Origin of the sequence: Pseudomonas sp. HY2-MNA-CIBAN-0224 (assembly GCF_040310285.1) — a bacterium.
GTDB lineage: Bacteria > Pseudomonadota > Gammaproteobacteria > Pseudomonadales > Pseudomonadaceae > Aquipseudomonas > Aquipseudomonas helleri.
This window is the reverse complement of record NZ_JBEOPQ010000047.1, coordinates 1-16,032: the sequence shown is the minus strand read 5'-3', so window position 1 is coordinate 16,032 and position 16,032 is coordinate 1. Positions and strand designations below refer to the sequence as shown.

At 57.2% G+C, this 16,032-nt stretch carries 14 protein-coding genes; 2 read left to right on the top strand and 12 right to left on the bottom strand.

Annotation, left to right across the window (positions count from 1 at the left end; genetic code table 11):
- Positions 1–24 precede the first annotated feature (24 nt).
- Both AAEZ03_RS18805 and AAEZ03_RS18800 read left to right on the top strand, forming a co-directional pair.
- Positions 25–642: a response regulator gene (locus AAEZ03_RS18805; protein ID WP_123749570.1), complete on the top strand. Its 618-nt coding sequence runs from the start codon at positions 25–27 to the stop codon at positions 640–642.
- A 92-nt stretch (positions 643–734) separates the two neighbouring features.
- Complete coding sequence (locus AAEZ03_RS18800) at positions 735–4,250, top strand: transporter substrate-binding domain-containing protein (RefSeq protein WP_350580646.1); 3,516 nt, start codon at positions 735–737, stop codon at positions 4,248–4,250.
- A 60-nt stretch (positions 4,251–4,310) separates the two neighbouring features.
- On the opposite strand, the gene AAEZ03_RS18795 is transcribed toward AAEZ03_RS18800, so the two are convergent.
- The 12 genes from AAEZ03_RS18795 to AAEZ03_RS18740 all read right to left on the bottom strand — a co-directional run bounded on the left by AAEZ03_RS18795 (position 4,311) and on the right by AAEZ03_RS18740 (position 15,759).
- Positions 4,311–5,186 (bottom strand): MrpH family fimbial adhesin, encoded by an 876-nt coding sequence (locus AAEZ03_RS18795; RefSeq protein WP_350580644.1) that lies wholly within the window; start codon positions 5,184–5,186, stop codon positions 4,311–4,313.
- A 52-nt stretch (positions 5,187–5,238) separates the two neighbouring features.
- On the bottom strand, positions 5,239–5,772 hold the full coding sequence (locus AAEZ03_RS18790; RefSeq protein WP_350580642.1) for a fimbrial protein: 534 nt from the start codon (positions 5,770–5,772) through the stop codon (positions 5,239–5,241).
- 11 nt (positions 5,773–5,783) lie between these two features.
- Positions 5,784–6,263, bottom strand: a complete 480-nt coding sequence (locus AAEZ03_RS18785) for a fimbrial protein (RefSeq protein ID WP_350580640.1) — start codon at positions 6,261–6,263, stop codon at positions 5,784–5,786.
- 14 nt (positions 6,264–6,277) lie between these two features.
- Positions 6,278–6,769, bottom strand: coding sequence for a fimbrial protein (locus AAEZ03_RS18780; RefSeq protein ID WP_350580638.1), 492 nt, complete (start codon positions 6,767–6,769; stop codon positions 6,278–6,280).
- A gap of 10 nt (positions 6,770–6,779) precedes the next feature.
- The gene (locus tag AAEZ03_RS18775; RefSeq protein WP_350580636.1) at positions 6,780–7,373 is read right to left on the bottom strand and encodes a fimbrial protein; all 594 of its coding nucleotides are present in this window, start codon (positions 7,371–7,373) and stop codon (positions 6,780–6,782) included.
- Positions 7,366–8,127, bottom strand: coding sequence for a fimbria/pilus periplasmic chaperone (locus AAEZ03_RS18770; protein WP_350580634.1), 762 nt, complete (start codon positions 8,125–8,127; stop codon positions 7,366–7,368). The genes AAEZ03_RS18775 and AAEZ03_RS18770 overlap by 8 nt, the downstream gene beginning before the upstream one ends.
- Positions 8,124–10,676 carry an outer membrane usher protein gene (locus AAEZ03_RS18765; RefSeq protein ID WP_502947933.1) on the bottom strand — a complete coding sequence of 851 codons (2,553 nt, stop codon included), beginning with the start codon at positions 10,674–10,676 and terminating at the stop codon, positions 8,124–8,126. Before AAEZ03_RS18765 ends, AAEZ03_RS18770 begins: the two co-directional genes overlap by 4 nt.
- Before the next feature lies 1 nt (position 10,677).
- Positions 10,678–11,193: a fimbrial protein gene (locus AAEZ03_RS18760; protein WP_350580631.1), complete on the bottom strand. Its 516-nt coding sequence runs from the start codon at positions 11,191–11,193 to the stop codon at positions 10,678–10,680.
- Between the two features lie 102 nt (positions 11,194–11,295).
- A complete protein-coding gene (locus tag AAEZ03_RS18755; protein WP_350580629.1) occupies positions 11,296–11,826 on the bottom strand; it encodes a fimbrial protein in 531 nt (176 codons plus the stop codon).
- 367 nt (positions 11,827–12,193) lie between these two features.
- Complete coding sequence (locus AAEZ03_RS18750; RefSeq protein WP_350580626.1) at positions 12,194–14,497, bottom strand: PqiB family protein; 2,304 nt, start codon at positions 14,495–14,497, stop codon at positions 12,194–12,196.
- A complete protein-coding gene (locus AAEZ03_RS18745; RefSeq protein WP_123749558.1) occupies positions 14,490–15,113 on the bottom strand; it encodes a paraquat-inducible protein A in 624 nt (207 codons plus the stop codon). Before AAEZ03_RS18745 ends, AAEZ03_RS18750 begins: the two co-directional genes overlap by 8 nt.
- Positions 15,100–15,759 carry a paraquat-inducible protein A gene (locus AAEZ03_RS18740; RefSeq protein ID WP_153330760.1) on the bottom strand — a complete coding sequence of 220 codons (660 nt, stop codon included), beginning with the start codon at positions 15,757–15,759 and terminating at the stop codon, positions 15,100–15,102. The genes AAEZ03_RS18745 and AAEZ03_RS18740 overlap by 14 nt, the downstream gene beginning before the upstream one ends.
- Positions 15,760–16,032 lie beyond the last annotated feature (273 nt).

Here is a 16,032-nt window from a genome sequence, read left to right as displayed (position 1 = left end):
CCTCTTAACGTTGTAGGAATTATCATGCGTAAGGCTTTGATAGTAGACGATCATCCTTTTATTCGAAGGATCGTCAGGCTGGTACTGGAAAACGCCAACTTCCAGATTGCGGCTGAAACCGATAACGGTGCCACAGCACTGGATCTGGCACGCGAGCACTTGCCCCATCTGATCGTACTGGACCTGTCGATGCCTAAACTTGACGGGCTGGAAGTGCTTAAAAGGCTGCACATACTGGGACTTCCGATCAAAGTGTTAGTGCTGACGTCCAAAGGCTCAGCTTTTTTCGCAGACCGTTGTATCAGGGCCGGCGCTATTGGTTTTATTGAAAAGACTGAAGATGTAGACGCCTTGACCAAGGCGATTAATGTGGTGATGAGCGGCCGGGTTTATTTAAATGATTGTGATGTCGAGCTGTCGCCCGAATACACAGACCAACAATTAATCAAAACACTCTCAGATCGCGAATTACGCACCCTTCAATATTTAGTGTGCGGCTTTTCCAATAAAAAGATTTCACAAGTCATGCTACTGAGTGAGAAAACAGTCAGTACTTACAAGACGCGCGTCTTACAAAAACTCAATATCAAATCAGTGGTGTATCTGGCTGAATTTGCCAAGCGCAATAACTTAATCGAATGAAACAGGCCGTCTGGTTATTGACGTTATGCCTGACAACGGTGAGTCATGCCTCACCAAGCCCCCTGCACTTGCTTGCGCGATCACAGGCAGACATGCCTGCGCTCAAGCTCAGCGAGGGCGATATCCAATGGCTGCGAGCCAAGCAGTCGCTGATTTTGGGCACGTCGGCGCCGGACAATGCCCCGTTTGATATTTCTACAGGCAGTGATTACTTCGAAGGGCTGACCGCCGACTATGCCGGGCTGCTCGCTCAGGCACTTAACCTTGAGATCAAGGTCAGGCGCTATGACTCCAGGGCGCAGGTGATCGAAGCGTTGAAAAATGATCAGATCGATCTGCTCGGCACCGCCAATGCCTTTGAAAGTGCCGATGATCAATTGGCACTCTCGTCCGCCTATGCTCTTGATACCCCCGTGCTGGTCTCGCGTACCGGCGACAGCAAAAGCAGCATCCCGCTGCCAGCGGGTCTACGCCTGGCCATGTTTTATCACTATCAGCCCGTCACAGCGGTGAAGGCCCAGTATCCAGACGTGCAGTTACAGCTGCACGCCTCCCCCCTCGCGGCCCTCGGCGCCGTAGCGTTTGGCCAGGCCGACCTTTATTTGGGGGACGCTATCAGCACCCATTACCTGATTAGCAAAAACTATCCGAATAACGTGTACATCCGGGACTTGGCCCTCCTTGAAGAGCAGTCGTTTTCGTTTGCCGTGCATCACCCCAACCCGCGCCTGCTGCGTCTGATCAATTCGGCGCTGGCGGCCATTCCTCCCGCCCAAAACAATGCCATCCAGCATCGCTGGGGCGTCGGCACAATGAGCCTCGAGCGGCGTGGACCGTTGCAGCTCACCCCGTCTGAACAACGCTGGATCGAGGCCCATCCGCGCCTGAAAGTAGCGGTTTCCGAAGACTTCCTGCCGTTTACCTTTTTTAACGACCAAGGGGTTTTCAGTGGCCTGGCGGCCGACCTGCTGGCCAAGATCAGCCTGCGCACGGGGATTAAATTTGAATGGGTACGCAGCCAGTCCGTGCCGGACCTGATCGAGGATGTAAAGCTGGGGCGTGTCGACCTGATGCCAGCATTCACCGCCAGCGCCAGCCGCGAACATGTTTTACGTTTTACCAAACCCTATATTTCAACGCCCTTTGTGCTGGTGACCCGTCTGTTCACGGGCAGCCCGCAGACACTCGATAAACTGGACGGCAAACGCGTTGCGCTGGTGATCGACAATAACGTCAGCACCTACCTCACGCAGCACTATCCGGGCGTGCAATTGATTGCCGCGCGCAACTCGGCGCTCGCGCTGGAAATGGCCAGCAGAGGCGACGTTCAAGGGGCCGTGATCAATCTGATCAGTGCGCGTTACCTGATCCAGCAGCACTACGCCACGCAGTTAAAAATCAGCAGCACGGTGGGCATTGTGCCCGCCCAGTTTTCATTGGCGGTGAATGCGCAGGCAACCACGCTGCACGCGATTCTGAGCAAGGCGCTGGCCAGTATTTCGCCCGAAGAAATGGACACCCTGACCGCCCGCTGGCACAGCGCCGTGATGCTCGATAACCGCTTTTGGGCACGTCACCGTTCGGCGATCATGCGCATCTCCGCGGTGGTGATCGGGGTGTTGCTGGTCGCCATCGTGTGGATCTCTTACCTGCGCCGGGTGCTGCGCAAACGTGATCAGGCCGAGCGGGCCCTGAGCGATCAATTGGCGTTCATGCGTACGCTGATTGACGGCACGCCCCACCCCATCTACGTGCGCGACCGTCAGGGGCGGCTGCTGATTTGCAACGAAGGTTATCTGGATACCTTTGGTGCCGAACGCGAATCCATTGTGGGCAAAACCCTGCTGGAGCATTCACTGACGTCGATGCAGCAACACAGGGCCTATCACAGTGACTATATGCGCGTGATGCAGGAGGGACGCCCCTTGGTTCGCGACCACCAACTGGAGCTGCCCAACACTCAGGTCCTGACTATTTACCATTGGATCCTGCCTTATCGCGGCAGTGACAATGAGGTGGTCGGCATCATTGGCGGCTGGATTGATATCAGTGAGCGCCAGCAGTTGGTCGAGCAGTTGCAGGAAGCCAAACAGCTGGCCGAGCAGGCCAATGTGGCCAAGAGTGATTTTCTGACCACCATGAGCCATGAGATCCGTACGCCCATGAACGCGGTGATCGGCATGCTCGAACTGGCCATGAAAAAGGCCGAACAGGGGCTTGCCGACAGCGACAGCCTTGAAGTCGCTTCGCAAGCCGCCCAAGGCTTGCTGGAGCTGATTGGTGGCATTCTGGATATCACCCAGATCGAATCGGGGCGCATGTCGCTCAATCAGCAGCGCACTCACCTGATGAAGCTGGTGGAGTCCACTGCCCGAGTGTTTGAAGCTGTGGCGGAAAAAAAGGGTTTGCTGATCAGCTTTGAACTCGACCCCAGGATCAACACAGAGGTGCTGATTGACCCTCTGCGCTTTCGTCAGGTGCTGTCGAACCTGCTGAGTAATGCGATCAAGTTCACTGACAGCGGCCATGTCGGCCTGAGCGTACGCGCCAAGGGCTCGCGGGACAGCGAACGGTTGAATGTATGCATTCAGATCGAAGACACCGGGATCGGTATTTCAGAGCAAGACCAGCAGCGCCTGTTCAGCCCTTTCTCCCAGGCCAGCTCGAAAAACAAGCTGCCGGGCGGCTCGGGTCTGGGGCTGATGATCAGCCGCCAGTTGTGCGAAATGATGGGCGGTACGCTGCAGTTGTGCAGCACGCTGGGCAAAGGCACGCGCATTACTCTGGCGTTCGACATGGTGACCCTGCTTGCGGTCTCGCCTGTGGTGGTGCCACACGAACCACCCGCCCCCCCGCAACGCGCCTTGAAAGTACTGGTGGTCGATGATTACCCGCCCAATCGAAGGTTGCTGACGCAACAACTCGGCTATTTGGGGCACATGGCGCAAGAAGCCAACGAAGGCGCACAAGCCTTGAAGGCCTGGAGAACCCAGCGTTTTGACCTGATCATGACCGACTGCGCCATGCCGGTGATGGACGGCTATGAACTGGCCCGTACCATCCGCGCTGAAGAGGCCGCCAACGGCATGCCAGCGGTATTGATCGTCGGGTTTACCGCCAATGCCCAGACGGGCGAAATAGAACGCTGCATGACCGCCGGAATGAATGATTGCCTGTTCAAACCCATCAGCTTGCAACACCTTGAAGCACGCTTGGCGTCAGCCGATCTGGAACCACTCAACCTGCAAAACACGCCCGAACCTGCGCAGTCGGAGCGTGAGATTGATCTCGACGCACTGGAGCGTTTGACCCAAGGGGATGCCAACGCTCTCAAGCACTTGATCGAACCGCTGATCAGCAGCATGGAAGAGGACATGGCGGCACTGCTGCAGGCCTTCACCAAGCATGACTTGCCGGGCATGAGTGCGGTGGCGCACAAGGTCAAAAGCGGTGCCAGGATGATCAAGGCCCGGCACTTGTTGCAGTGCTGTGAGGACCTGGAAAAAGCCTGCCTGCTCGCCAACTGGTCGCAGGTGGCTGAGCGGGTCGATGATCAGTACGAAGCCATGGCCCAGATTCTGGAACTGATTGAGGTGTATCGGGTGTGAGCCCCGCCGCTCTTGCGAAGCAGCAGGGACTTGGTCATGCCCGTTCGCCAGACAAGGCGCTTAGAGGAGGTTCTGGATCAATACAATCGTTTTGGAAAAAGGCCCGGCGACCGCGCCTTGGTCGCTCAGGGTTGAGGCAATTGTAAGGGTGGAGGTGCCGCCCGGCAGCCTGAGGACCTGACCTGCATTGAAGCCGTTGACCGTGATGATGCTCAAGATGCCATTGCCCAGGTTCACCGGGTTGCCGCTTGCGACGGTATAGGTGACCGAGGCGTCACGGGTGCATGTCACCTGACGGCTGACCTCCACTTTGTTTCCGGTAATTTCGCCGACCTTCAAGGTGCCGTGATCAAGCGTAACCACTCCCCCGCTGACGTTGCACTGGTTGGGCGGAATCGGTGGCGGGCCGCAGGAGTCTGCGCCGGGGAGCAGGTAGGCTACATATGAAATTGTAAATGTCGCCCAAGAAGTGCACATACGGTTAGTGATATCTCTCGGATAGGTGTAGGCGTTATAGCGGCTCACCGAGTTACCGTGACGTGCTCGCCAGGCGCTGATGGCCTGGTCCCAGGTCATGCTGACCGTGACACTGACCGAAGTGTCGGTGCCATATCCACAGTTGGAGGGCGGGCTCTGAACACAGTTCATGGGAGTGTTCCAGCGATAACCGTTGTACAAAATCGGGCTCGCCACCGGACCAAAGTTGCAAGTAGACGCCCCCGAACAAGACACTTTGCCGGGGTACTGATTGGGAATGCCGTTGTCCGTGGCCGTAGCCGTCCCGGAAACCACCAGCAGCCCTGTGGGGGATGTGATGGGTGAAGGGCGTGGGTCATTGTTGGCGTGACTGCTCAACAAGTACGCACTGGCCGCAGGCATTACCGCCCATAGCGCCAGCGCCAGTATCGGTCGAAACAAAGAGATGCACAGGGTCATGATGGTCTCTGGTGCGCCTGTTGGCGCGTTGCATGAAGTGGGTTCATCGGCATCACGGGTACGCCAGCGTGAACGTCGAGCTCGCCACGAAGCGGCCTTTTCGGATGGCCCCATTGGCAATGGCCTTGGGCTCTCCCCGCACGTAGGCCTTGAGCGAAATAACGTTGTCACCCTCGTTCAAGGCCTGTTCGGGGCTGGGTGCGTTAAGGGGTAATAACTGGTCGGTGGCCGTTTCAAGGCCAATGGCAATGCCTCGCGCGACACTGCCGGTGGCCAGCGCCAGCAAGCCCGGCAATTCGGCATTTTCAGCGCCGCTGAAGGTGACCGTCACCGAGTCAGCGATCTGGGTGTCGCAGTCTTGCAAGTGAATCGAAAAAGGCTCTCCGGGCGTTCGGGTGTTTTGGTAAAGACTGAACGTGGAGATATCACTGAACTTCACCGGGATCAGTTCGTCACCCGGGCGAATGGTGCAGGCCTGTGCAACCAGCACGCCCTTGAAGCTCAGGTTGTCTGCTGCCTGCACTTGGCAGGCCAGCAGGCACGCCGCAATCGTTGAGAACACGAGGGTTTCAATGACTGATCCCATGGTGCGGCTCCTCATTGGTAGTTCGCCAATAACGTGGCGGTGGCGGTGAAACCACCGGGGGCCAATGTCGAACCCGGGCGTTTGACCGGCACGGCCTCAAGCACAGGCGGTGAGCTGGGAGTAATCACAAACGGCGTGTTGAGCTCCATGGGCTTGCCGTTTTGCAGCAGCTGGATGCCGAGGTCGACCACACTCGATTGCACGGCTGACGGCTCGAAAGGGGTGGCCGAGCCCCGGACAGTGAGGATCATTTCCCAGGGCAAGGTGTCGGTTGAACAGGTGATGGTGTAATTCACCGGCTGGCGGTAATGCTCGCCATCCACTTTGCTGATACCCACTTCCTTGAAGTCCACTTCAATGGTGCTGCCGCCATTGATGGTGCACGGTGGCGGTTCGATCAGCGTCCCATTGAACGCCACGTTAGCCGTGGCAGTGCTGCACAGACCCAAGCAGAGCACGGTCAGCACCACGGGCGATGGCCAGAATGTCATCAGGCGTTCCTTCTTCATTGCAGTACCACTACCAAGGTTGCAGCGGCGGTGAATCCGCCGCCGGTCAGGGTGCTGCCAGGACGTTTGACGGGCACCGCCTGCACGCCGGGCAAGGTCGGGTAGGTGAATTTCACGGCCGTATTGAGCGGCCAGTCGACGCCGTCGACGAACAGTTTGACGCCCAGATCTGTCTTGCTGGTGGCCAGCGATTTAGCGTCGAACGCGGCCCCTGTCCCTTTGAGTTCCAGGGTCATGGCAGTGGAAGACGGGTTAGTGCACGACACTTCATAGTCCACCACGCGCTGATAATTGATGCCGTCGATGCGGGTGGTTTGCAGTGCATCGCCAAACGGGACGTTAAGCGTTGTTCCGCGGTTGATCTCACACGGTGGCGGTGCTTGCACGACACCGCTGATGGAGGCGTAGACGTCTGCCTGTGCGCCCTGACTGAGCGCCCACAACAGGCAGCCGCCAATCAGGACGGTGGGTAAGCCGGGGCTGGGCATCGTGGGTTCCTCAGTCATAGTTGAGCCTGAAATCCACAACGGCACGGAAGGCACCGTTGGTCAGGGGGGCGGGCGTGCGAGTGGCCTGGACGTACCAGGTCATGGTGTCGCGCCCATGCACCAGAAACAGGGGCTGGCCCCAAGACCCCAAGCGCACATCACGGCCGTGGGTATCGGTGAGGCGCAGCCCCATCCCGGTAACGCCCTGCACTTTCACCAGACGCGGGTCATCGGGGTCGGCCGGGGCCACAAAGGCCACCGACACAATGGGCTCATAAGGGCTCCAGACCAGACGGCCAGTGCGCTCGTTAGGCAGCCCGCCGGCGATGCGCCGACAGTCCAGAAACCGCAACTGAAAAGCCACGGGCTCGGCCATGTCGCCGGGTTTGAGCAAGTCTGCGCGCGAGACGTTGTTGAGCTCGACGGTCTGGTAGGCCGAGGACATTTCCAGCATGCACGGTGCATGGTTGAGGGAGCCGCTGATGTCCAGCAAGCCATCAGTACCGATGATGGGCTCGTCTTCGGCCCGGCACAGGTTGGCTGACAACGCCAGTATCAGACCGGTCATCGCCAGCCCCCGGGCCAGGGGCATGACGCTATTCATGGCGCGAAGAAGCCTTCAGGTCGACGCTGCATTCATTGCCCGCGCAGGTGAAGGCCAAGGTTGGGCGGCCGCCATAGTCATTGATGTAGGTCAGGTACGGCGTGCTCCCCAGAGCGGCCGCACTCGGCCCCAACTGCAGAGCGCTTTTGGGCGCAACCATCAGCGGCTCGAATCCGATCGCCGTTTTACCGTCCTTGCCATTGCGCGCATCCACCAACGTCACGTAGTACGGGGTCGGGTTATTGACCTGGTAATGATCGCCCTGACGGGTCAGGGTCAGTTTCTCCTGCCAAGGATTGGACTGTTGCTGCTGGGTCGGGATGATCGACGCTGGCCGGTAGAACAATTTGATGCGTGTTTGCAACGCAATTTGCAGGGTGTTGGTCTTGTCGCTGCGCGGCGGTATTTCTCGCAAGTTGAAGTAATAGACACTTTCGCGGTCTTGAGGCAATGACTTGGCCGCTGGCAGGGCCTGAACCTTGACCTGGCTGTTCTTGCCCGGCTCAAGGCGTTGCACGGGGGGTAATACGGTCAGCGGGGTGCTGATTTTTTTTCCGGACTCGTCTTCGATCCAGCCCTGGGCCAGGTATGGCAGTTCGGCGTTGTTATTGGTGATGTTCATGCTGACGGCGTCTTTGCTGCCGTCAAAAATCACCCGGGTACGGTCCAGGCCGATGGCGGCCTTGCTGTTGTTGATCAGGCACATCGCCAACAGGGCCAGTGCAAAAGGGGCAAAACGGGGGTTGAGGCTCATGAGGCTTTTTTCTCCAAAACATCAGGCAGGACTGCCGAGGCGGGTGTGCTGTCAGCCTTGATGGGCTGGCACAGCAGGTTCAGGGTCGAGGTCAGCCCGTCGGCCGGGAGCACCTCGGGTAAGGTCAGGTCGCAGCGCTCGGAGCCCGCCCAACTGACGATCATGTGTGAGCTGGGCTGAATGCCGCTCAGGTACACGCTGCCCTCGTCATTGACGATGCCGGTGTCCTGCTGTTTGTCGTTTTTGACCTGGGCGCCAAATGGCGGGACGCTGCCATCGGGCAGGCGCAACATGGCCATGGCTTTCTCGCCGGAAATCACCGCCAGGGTGCGATAGCCGATGGCACCTTCAGTGAGGGTCAGCTCGGTGACCGACTGGGTGGCCTCGATGTTGCTCGGCAGGCTTTCCAGGTCAACGCTGGCGGAGGTACGGTAGAAGCTGCTGATGTCCGAGATCACTGCTTTGCCGAAGCCGTTACTGCGGGTCGGCGCGCCGTAACCGCGTATCGGCACATCCGCCACGCCACTGGTGTCGACCATCAGGCGGGTCCCGCCCATGCTGGAACTGCGGTGCAATGCAGCACCGTCTTTGGTCAGCGTGCCGCCGCCACGGGCAGACAGGCTGAGGCTTGAGCGGCTGTCCTTCTCGAGGCCTGCGCTCAGATCAATGTCAGCCTGGTCACCGGCATGGCTCAAGAAACCGCTGACAGAGGTGTCGCTGGCGGCCAGTTGATAGTTGCTGCGTTCATTGATGCGGTCGCTGTAGCGCATCGAGTAGCTGTTGATGTTCTGGGTTCTATTGAGGCTGCTGGACAATGAGCCGGAGCGGCCCAGGGGCATGCTGAACGTGAGAAACATGCCGTTGCTGGTCGGCTCTTGGCGCTGCTGGGTCTGGAACAGGTTAAGGGACATGCTCAGGTTTTTAACCGGGCCCACATCGAAGTAGCGCGACACGGACAGGTTCCAGCGCTCGCTGTCGGGCCGGTCCCAGTAGGATTGATTGCTGTAATCGAGGTAGACCGATACACCGGCATCCCGAAACTGCTTGTTGAAGGTGGCGGTGTATAGCGATTTGTTCCCCCCGACTTCGCCGCCGTAGTGACGTACATCGAGGTATTCGCTCATGCTCAGGTAGTTTTTTTGTGAAAAACGATAACCCGCGAAAGAAACCTGGCTGTCGTACTCCTCAAAACGTTTGGAGTAACTCAAGCGGTACGAGGCGCCTGAGTAGGTGCCATCGCGCAACGTGGTACTGGCTCGGGTGGTGTCCAGCGACACCGCACCGAAGGCCATCAAGTCGCGGCCAACCCCCATTGAGAGCGCGCGGTAGTTGTTGTCCGTGATAGCGCCGCCAAACAGTGACCAGCCGTTGGCCACCCCCCAGGAGAACTCACCGGTACTGAAGACGCTACCGGCACCACCCTCTTGCAGGTTGGACGGCCTGCCCGCCGCCACTTTGAAACGTACACTGCCAGGTCGTGTGAGGTAAGGAATGCTGGCGGACTCGACTTTGAAGGTCTGTACAGAACCGTCCTGCTCTTCGACCCGTACGTCCATCGAGCCACTGACGGCATCGTTGAGGTCTTGAATACGAAATGGTCCGGCGGCCACCAGCGCTTCGTAGAGCACACGCCCTTGTTGGCTGATGACGACTTTGGCGTTCGTGCGGGCGACACCCACGACTTCCGGGGCGTAGCCGCGCAAGTTGGGTGGCAATTGGTTGTCATCGGAGTTGAGCGATACACCGGTAAAGCGGAAGCTGTCGAACAGGTCGGAATACAAGTAGTTTTCGCCCACCGACAAGCGTGCCTGCAGGGATGGCAACGCGCGGTAGGCATAGAATCGGTTCCATTCCATGCGCTGGGTGCGGCTGGTATCTTCGGCATCAACACGCCCTTGCCAGTCTGCACGCACTCGCCAGGCCCCGACGTTGGCGCCGAGGGTGCCATTGCCACTGAGGTTATTCTTAACGCCGTCGTTTCTCTCACGAATGGATTGGGCGGTGAGGTTGTAATCAAACAACAGGCCCGGCACACCCTCATCCCACCGCGACGGTGGATCCCAGTTTTGCGCGGTGTAGTGCAGATAGGCTTGCGGCAACGAGATACGCAGGGTCGAGGTGCTTAGATCGCCCGTGACCTCCATGCCGGGCAAGCTGCGAATGTTCAGGCACTCATTGTTTTTCCACCAGGTGAGTTCGGCGTCCTTGCCCTCTTTGAGCCCCAGTTGCGCAACCAGCTCGGGCGTCAGGCAGGCTTCGCTGCCTTTGGGATCATCCTCAGGAGGGATGAATGCGATGCGCTGTTCGCCCAGGCTCTGGGCGTTGATGTGCACGTTCATCGGGTAGACACCGGGCAGGATGAAACCGCTGCGCGAGAATTGCGACAGATCGATATTGGAACGGTCGTTAAGGTCAAGAATGTCAGTGTTGAACTGAATATCGCCGGCTGCGATTGCGCTGCCGGCAACGGCCATCAGCCCGCTCATGACACACGGTGGCCATGCGGCTTTAATCGTTGATGTTTTGAGCATGGAATACAGGCCAACCATGTCAGTAATACTCCAGCCTGAAGCGCACCGCAGCGCGGTGACTGCCGACAGAAAGAGGCTGGTCATTGCCGACCAATTTGAGGGTGTAATGCAGTACCTGATCTCGGGCACTCGAGAGCGGAATCATGACCATGGGCACGCCCGGAAGGCTTTCATGGCCTTGGGCATCGATGATATGGAAGGCCACACCCTGTGAAGACCCATTGGCCGCGAAGGAGCGGCCCTGGCGGTCTGGCATGCCGTCAAATGTCACGCGTACGTGTTGCCAATCGGGCAACTTCTCGCCGGGACGGTCCGGGTTATTACGAGTGATTGAGCAATTAGTTAAACGCAAGGTAAACGAATGCGGGTCGCCTTCACCGAGCCGAATAAGTCGGCCAACGGGCATGGGGTCCATTTCAATCACTTGATAAGCGCTGCTGGTGTCCATGGCGCAGGCCGAATCAAGAATTTCGCCGCCGAGTGTGACAACGCCATGTTGTTGTCCCGCCGCCACGACGTTATTGAAGGGCATCATTAATAGTGCGAGAGAAGAAGTAATAGTTAACTGCGTTATTACATTCACGAGAAAGTTCTCATTTCAAGTTACCCTGCCACCTCGCGGTGGCAGGGCAATGACTTATTGATAAGCCAATGAGAAGTTGGTGATGGCGGTGAATTCACCTGGTACGACAGTATCTGCGGCGGTAGCGCCTTTCAGGAATGCGCCAAACAGCAGAGTATTTTTGTCATTCACAATGGGTTGATATGCTGTTGGAGTACCCAGCACGATGTCTGCACCCGTCGCATCGCGCATGACGATGCCTGCACCAGAAGCCGTACCTACGATACCCAATGCCCCTGGAACGTCTTTCGATACACCACCGGTAAAGGTGGTGCTGACGCTTTTAAGGGTTGTGGTATCGCAACCCACCAGCTCGATTTTGAACGGCTCAGGCTGACTCGAACCACCCAAATCCAATTGCGACTTGGCGATTTGGCCAAGCCCTACAGTTTGGTCAACACTTTCAGGCGCGATAGAGCAGGCTGCTTCAATAATTGCACCTTCGAAAGTAACAGTTCCTTGACCGGCACCTGCTGCTTGAACCATCGAAGCAGAACCCGCCAACATGAACATCGAGACCAAAGCAGCTTTAGTTACACACTTCATTTTTTTAATTTCCTTTAGATGATTAAGTTTCGGAGCCACCCTTTAAATTAAACTTGTTTACAGGCACGGCATTGCACACCTTTAAATCAAGAAGTTCATCCGTGAGTTATTCAAACAGTGATACCCCAGCGTTTTGCCGCATTAATATTGACCACGCCCCTATTATTTCACCCCTTAAATAGTGGACGCGGCCCAAACGACGAAACTGGGAAGAAGTTAACTTGCTGCAAGCAAATCCAACGTAGGAATTCTCTGAAGTTTTTGAAATAGTCGGCGTGGCGCTGAGCGTGGTTGTGGCTGGAGGAGAATACGGAGACGAAAAAAAACCGCGATCAGTGATCGCGGTTTTTAATGGGCGTGTAGCGGGTTATTTAGCCAACGGGATCTTCGGTGCCCATTGCAGCCATTCCTCTTCGAACTTGTCGAAGAGCGGGAAGGTTTGTTGTGGCCGGGCCGGGTTGCCCATTTTTTCGCCGTCTGGTGTGGCGAAGGCTATGCCGCCTTGAACCAGGGTTTCAAGGGACTCGGTACGAATCGTCGCGCCTTTGAACAAACCAAAATCGACACCGAAGCCGCTGGTGTTCCAGAAACGGCTGCCGCTGCGTACCAATGGCGCATAACGCGGCTCGATCAAGATATGCACCAAGACTCGGTCGGCGGTGTTGCCCAACTCGTACCCGGTAACTTTGCCCACGGTGACTTCACGGTAGGTGACGGGCACCCCCTCTTTAAGCGAACCCCGGCGAGCAGCACTCAAGACCAGGTGCAGCCCTGCTTCAGGGACTACGGCGTCGGGCGCTTGCTCCAGAGCAACGAAGTCACTTTGTGGCCCGCGGCCTTTGGGTGCCGGTTGTACTTCGAGGTACTGGCCTGTGACTAAGGTTTGGAGGTTGGCGGTTTTCATCAGGCCCAGTTCGGGTTTGACCACCCAAAATTGGCTGCCTGCCCGCGCAATGCGTTCCGGCACTTCGGTGATGCGCGCTTGCAGTAGGACAGATTGCAGGTCGTCGCTGAGGTCGACGCTTTCGATCTTGCCGACTGTCAAACCTTTGAAACGGATGGGTGACCCGCTGCTCAAGCCGTCGGCACTCGCCACTTTGATGGTGATCGGCACGCCTTGTTCCATCGCCGCTTCACGATCGCTGAAGAGGCGGAAACGCGGAATACGTTTTTGCAAAGGCGCCGTGGCTTTCGGGGTTTCGAAGGCAATGCCGCCAGCCATCAAGCTTTGCAGGGACTCACTTTTCACCTGGATACCGCTGGTCAGGCCGCCGGTGAGAGTCACGCCGCTGGCGTTCCAGAAGCGGGTTGACGCGTTGACCAGGCCTTCGTATTCCTTCTCGATGTGCACGCCAATGATCAATTGCTTTTTAGTGCGGGAGAACTGGTAGCTCTGGACCGAACCGACTTTGACCTGTTTGTAGAGCACCGGGCTGCCGACATCCAGTGAGCCCAGGTTGTCGGTGAAGAGCACCATGTGCAGGCCGGGTGAGCGCAGGTCCAGAGGCGGCGCTTTGGGGCGGGCCACAAACTCGCGCTCGGGCTTGCCGCCTTTGTCACCCGGGCGAATAGCGATGTAGTTGCCTTTCACCAGCGCTTCGAGCCCGGTAATACCGGCCAGTGAGATGGACGGTTTGACCACCCAGAATTGGGTGCCTTCTACCAGATAGTCTTCGGCCAAGGGATCTAGGGCCAATTCGGCGCTAGCGCTGCTCAGATCTGGGTCGACTTTCAAGGCTTTGAGGCTACCGACCTGAATGCCTTTGTACATGACAGGTGTGCGCCCTGCTTGCAGGCCTTCGAAGTCGCTGAGTTTAACTTTGACCTTGATGCCCGCTTGGGCAGCATCGAAGTCTTCATATAAGCGGAACGGCAGGTTGGGATCGGTTGGCGGGCTGTCTTTGCGATTCTCGGGGGTAGCAAAAGCGATACCGCCGGCGACGATACTGGCCAGCGATTCGCTGCGCACTTTTACACCTGACAGGTTAGCGTCGATGCTGATGCCGCTGGCGTTCCAGAAGCGCGTGTGTTTGCGCACCAGACTCGCGTAGGTCGGCTCAATAAAGACTTTGATCTCGACGGTGTTGTGGTCTTCGGACAATACATAGCTTTTAACCTGGCCAACCTGAATCTGCTTGTAGAACACCGGGCTGCCACGATTCAGTGACCCCAGTCGTTCAGCCTTGAGTGTCAGGTGCAAGCCTGGCTTGGCGTCAGACAACGGCGGTTCTTGCGACAGCGCTTTGAACTTGCGTGTGGACTCGCCATCGCCCGGGCTGACCGCAATGTAGTTGCCGGAGACCAGGGTTTCGAGGCCGGTAATACCCGCCAAAGAAACGCTGGGTTTGACCAGCCAGAAGCGGGTGTTGGTTTTGAGGTATTGCTCAACGTCCTTGTCCATCTCGATGGTGGCGATGACCCCTTTGCTCGGGCCACTCTCATCCAGTGCCAAGGTTTTGACCTTGCCTACGGGCATGCCTTTGTAGACCACTTCGGTCTTGTTGGCGACAATGCCTTCACCACTTTCAAAGCGCACCTGAATATCGATGCCCGTCTCGCTGTAGGCTTTCCAGCCCAGCCAGCCACCGATGATCAAGGCAATGAGCGGGAGAATCCAGATGGCCGACCAATTGGATGCCGGACGGGTTTTAGCGGTAGGTAAATCACTCATGGTCGTCATCCGACTCCGTGTTATCCCAAATAAGTCGGGGATCAAAAGTTACAGCGGCAAGCATGGTGAGGATCACGACGCTGGCGAAGGCGACAGCGCCGAGATTAGCTTCAATGCTGGCAATACGCCCAAAGTTCACCACCGCCACCAGAATGGCAATGACAAAAATATCGAGCATCGACCAGCGGCCTATGAACTCGATAAATCGGTACATGATGATACGTTGCCGGGCAGACAAAGGCTGATGGCGTTGTACCGAAAACAGCAGTAAGGCAATGCCGACCAGCTTGAAGGTGGGCACCAGAATACTGGCTACGAACACGACCGCGGCAATGGGTATCATCCCGTGCTGCACCAACTCGATCACCCCGGACATGATCGTGCTGGGGCTGCCTTGGCCCAGCGCATTGATGGTCATGATCGGCAACAAATTCGCCGGAATGTACAGAATGGCGGAGGTCAGCAACAGGGCCCAGGTGCGCAGCAAGCTGTTGGGGCGACGAGCGTGCACCAAAGCGCCACAGCGGGTGCAGGTTTGCTCATCGACTTCTTTGTCTTGCCGATTTAATTCGTGGCACTCGGTGCAAATCAGGATGCCGGCATCAATCGCACGCATGCGTGTCCTCCCCTGAAAGCGCCTGCCAAATCTGGTGAGGTGACATGACGACCTCCAGCCAGACCTGAACCAGCAGCAGACTGACGAAGCAAGTGAGGCCTAGCCCCAGACTCAGCTCGGCCAGGTCGACCAACTTCACAATGGCCACCAGCACCCCCATCAGGTACACCTCAAGCATCCCCCAGTCTTTCAAGTGGTGATAAATCCTGTAGATGAGCAAGCCGTAAGAGCGGCCAATGTTCCAGCGGATGCTCAGTAGCACTGCCAGCTGGCACAGCAATTTGAGTAACGGAATCCCCATGCTGCACAAGAACACCACGACGGCGATGCCTTGCATGCCTGTATCAAAGAGGCCGACAACGCCACTCCAAACGGTATCTTGAGAAGCCTGGCCCAACAGGTTGAGTTCCATGATGGGCAAAAAGTTCGCGGGGACATACAGCAGCAAGGCGGCAATGACGAGAGCGAGACTGCGCTCGACCACATTGTGACGATGGGCATAGAGCTCATAACCGCAACGCGGGCATTGGGCTTTCTCACCAAGCGCGAGATGCGGTTTACGCATCAGCAGATCGCACTCATGGCAGGCCACTAACTCGTCCAGCGGTAAATCTGACACCCTGCTGGCGTCAGCTGGATCTGGCATATAAGGCGTCTCTGTCTTAGAAATGACTGCGCCTATTCTAATGTGCGAAGTCCTAAAGAAGTTTGCCTATTTGTAGGACTTTAGATGCAAGGGGGCTGCAAGCTGCAAGAGCGTGGGAGCCTGGGTGAGGGGTGTCCAGTTCTAGTTGGGTTTGGCTGGGTTTATCGATTGTTTGTTGCGGGGCGATGTTCAGTGTTTTTTCGAGCACAAAAACAAAATCCCTGTCTGCGTGAGCAGACAGGGATTTTGGAATTTAATCTTGACGATGACCTA

What these genes read in the sequence shown, in the direction of transcription:
- AAEZ03_RS18805 (WP_123749570.1), top strand. Translation starts at nt 25, where the DNA reads ATGCGTAAGGCTTTGATAGTAGACGATCATCCTTTTATTCGAAGGATC.
- AAEZ03_RS18800 (WP_350580646.1), top strand. Translation starts at nt 735, where the DNA reads ATGCCTGCGCTCAAGCTCAGCGAGGGCGATATCCAATGGCTGCGAGCC.
- AAEZ03_RS18795 (WP_350580644.1), bottom strand. Translation starts at nt 5,186, where the DNA reads ATGACCCTGTGCATCTCTTTGTTTCGACCGATACTGGCGCTGGCGCTA.
- AAEZ03_RS18790 (WP_350580642.1), bottom strand. Translation starts at nt 5,772, where the DNA reads ATGGGATCAGTCATTGAAACCCTCGTGTTCTCAACGATTGCGGCGTGC.
- AAEZ03_RS18785 (WP_350580640.1), bottom strand. Translation starts at nt 6,263, where the DNA reads ATGACATTCTGGCCATCGCCCGTGGTGCTGACCGTGCTCTGCTTGGGT.
- AAEZ03_RS18780 (WP_350580638.1), bottom strand. Translation starts at nt 6,769, where the DNA reads ATGCCCAGCCCCGGCTTACCCACCGTCCTGATTGGCGGCTGCCTGTTG.
- AAEZ03_RS18775 (WP_350580636.1), bottom strand. Translation starts at nt 7,373, where the DNA reads ATGAATAGCGTCATGCCCCTGGCCCGGGGGCTGGCGATGACCGGTCTG.
- AAEZ03_RS18770 (WP_350580634.1), bottom strand. Translation starts at nt 8,127, where the DNA reads ATGAGCCTCAACCCCCGTTTTGCCCCTTTTGCACTGGCCCTGTTGGCG.
- AAEZ03_RS18765 (WP_502947933.1), bottom strand. Translation starts at nt 10,676, where the DNA reads ATGGTTGGCCTGTATTCCATGCTCAAAACATCAACGATTAAAGCCGCA.
- AAEZ03_RS18760 (WP_350580631.1), bottom strand. Translation starts at nt 11,193, where the DNA reads ATGATGCCCTTCAATAACGTCGTGGCGGCGGGACAACAACATGGCGTT.
- AAEZ03_RS18755 (WP_350580629.1), bottom strand. Translation starts at nt 11,826, where the DNA reads ATGAAGTGTGTAACTAAAGCTGCTTTGGTCTCGATGTTCATGTTGGCG.
- AAEZ03_RS18750 (WP_350580626.1), bottom strand. Translation starts at nt 14,497, where the DNA reads ATGAGTGATTTACCTACCGCTAAAACCCGTCCGGCATCCAATTGGTCG.
- AAEZ03_RS18745 (WP_123749558.1), bottom strand. Translation starts at nt 15,113, where the DNA reads ATGCGTGCGATTGATGCCGGCATCCTGATTTGCACCGAGTGCCACGAA.
- AAEZ03_RS18740 (WP_153330760.1), bottom strand. Translation starts at nt 15,759, where the DNA reads ATGCCAGATCCAGCTGACGCCAGCAGGGTGTCAGATTTACCGCTGGAC.